The organism is Desulfovibrio sp. 1188_IL3213 (assembly GCF_036763145.1).
In the GTDB taxonomy this organism is placed as follows: domain Bacteria; phylum Desulfobacterota; class Desulfovibrionia; order Desulfovibrionales; family Desulfovibrionaceae; genus Desulfovibrio.
On the sequence record NZ_JBAIYR010000480.1, the window covers coordinates 1 to 1,599 of the forward strand.

Genomic DNA, 1,599 nt, shown 5'->3' on the forward strand with positions numbered 1-1,599 from the left:
CTGAACCGGATGTCGCGAGGCGCGTGCCGCACAGCCGCGCATGCCGGGCAACGCATGGCGGGCGCAAAGCCGCCGCAACCCTGACTGCAAGGAGCGCGCAATGCAACAGCTTGTTGAGCAGACGCAAAAACTGCTGGATCTTCTGGGCCATAACGAGGCCCCGTTGGGCGTGTATTACACGGACGTAAAACCGGAAGGCTATGGCCCCAAAGCCGGAGAAATCTACAGCCGGGAGCGCGAGGCCGCCGGAGAGATCGACTGGCAAAAGGCTTTCGGTTCTTTCTCATGCATCATCGGCAATATCCGGCTGGCGCGCAAAAAGCGTACGGCGGCGTGGATAAGCCACAAGGAATGCGGCTGCATGGGGGGCGGGTATTATTCCGGCGTATATGCGCCTTACCTTGATATGAACGTCCACTATGTGTCCACGGGTGTGCCGGGAACGCCCATTGAAGGGGAACATTACCTGCCGTCGCCGGAAAGCATGGTGGCATTTATGGAAGACTGCGCGCCGCCCCTGCAGGAAGGCAAATATTGCGTGATCAAGCCGCTGGAGCAGTTCAGCCAGGCGGAGCAGCCCCTGGTGGTGGTCTTTTTCGCGCGGCCGGAGGTCATGACCGGACTGCACAATCTGGCCTGCTATACTGTGGGCAGCCATACCGGAGTTGTTTCGCCGTTCGGAGCAGGCTGTACCAATATCATTGCCTGGCCCCTGGTGTATGAACGCCGTGGACAGCCCTGTGCGGTCATTGGAGGGTTTGATCCTTCCGCCCGCAAGTACATGAAGGCAGACGAGCTGAGCTTTGCCGTTCCCCTCGGCCTGTACGGCGAGATGCTGAACAGGATGGACTCGTCGGCCCTCACACGGGACACCTGGGCCGGAGTGCGCAAGAAAGTGCTTAAAAGTCGCAGGATATGGGGCGAAGGGGGAGAGGAGAGGGAGGGGCAAGCGTAGGGCGAAGAGACGTCGGCAGGGTATTTCGGGGCAGGGCCGCTGCTTTTGCGGCGCTTCCTGCCCTTGCTCCTGATCTGCCTGCCTGAGAGGCAGACCCTACATCTAGTCGGCTTCCTGTGCCAGGATCAGATCCACCTCGTCCACGCTCAGGCCCGCATTGCGGGCGATCTGGCGGCTTGAGAGCCCCTTGCGCCTGCCGTTGAGGATGATTTCGCGCAGGAACTGGGGCGAACGGCTGATACCTTCGGCCTGTTCCAGCAGACGGCGCAGATATTGGGCGCGTTCTTCAAGCTTGCCGTCCAGGTTTTGCAGCTCTGCCTGGCGTTGGGCGAAGGTCGCCACAATTTCGCGCTCCAGCCGGGCATTCATTTCTATGCGGGCCAGCAGCGCTTCCTGATTGCCTTGCAGGGCGTTGAGCATGGCTTCAGAGCGTCGCAGGCGCAGATAGAAAAAAAGCACGCCGCCAAGAATGGCCAGTTCAAGAATGGAGAAAGCGACAATGAGGGCAAAAACGAGATTGGCATTCATACTTTGACATTCAGAAGTTTGCCCACCAAGGGGGAGTCCGGCTCACGCGGGACATCGTTTGTTTCCGGCGGCGTCGGCGGGGGGCGTTTGCGGCGTCGGCTGCCGAACTGCGGAAC

At 60.4% G+C, this 1,599-nt stretch carries 2 protein-coding genes; one reads left to right on the forward strand and one right to left on the reverse strand.

Features of this window, described 5'->3' with window-relative positions; all coding sequences use genetic code 11:
* Positions 1–100 precede the first annotated feature (100 nt).
* On the forward strand, positions 101–955 hold the full coding sequence (locus tag V6C16_RS12800; RefSeq protein ID WP_333543392.1) for a DUF169 domain-containing protein: 855 nt from the start codon (positions 101–103) through the stop codon (positions 953–955).
* Positions 956–1,057: 102 nt separating this feature from the next.
* Here V6C16_RS12800 and V6C16_RS12805 read toward each other — a convergent pair whose 3' ends face one another.
* Positions 1,058–1,483, reverse strand: a complete 426-nt coding sequence (locus tag V6C16_RS12805) for a hypothetical protein (protein ID WP_333535247.1) — start codon at positions 1,481–1,483, stop codon at positions 1,058–1,060.
* Positions 1,484–1,599 lie beyond the last annotated feature (116 nt).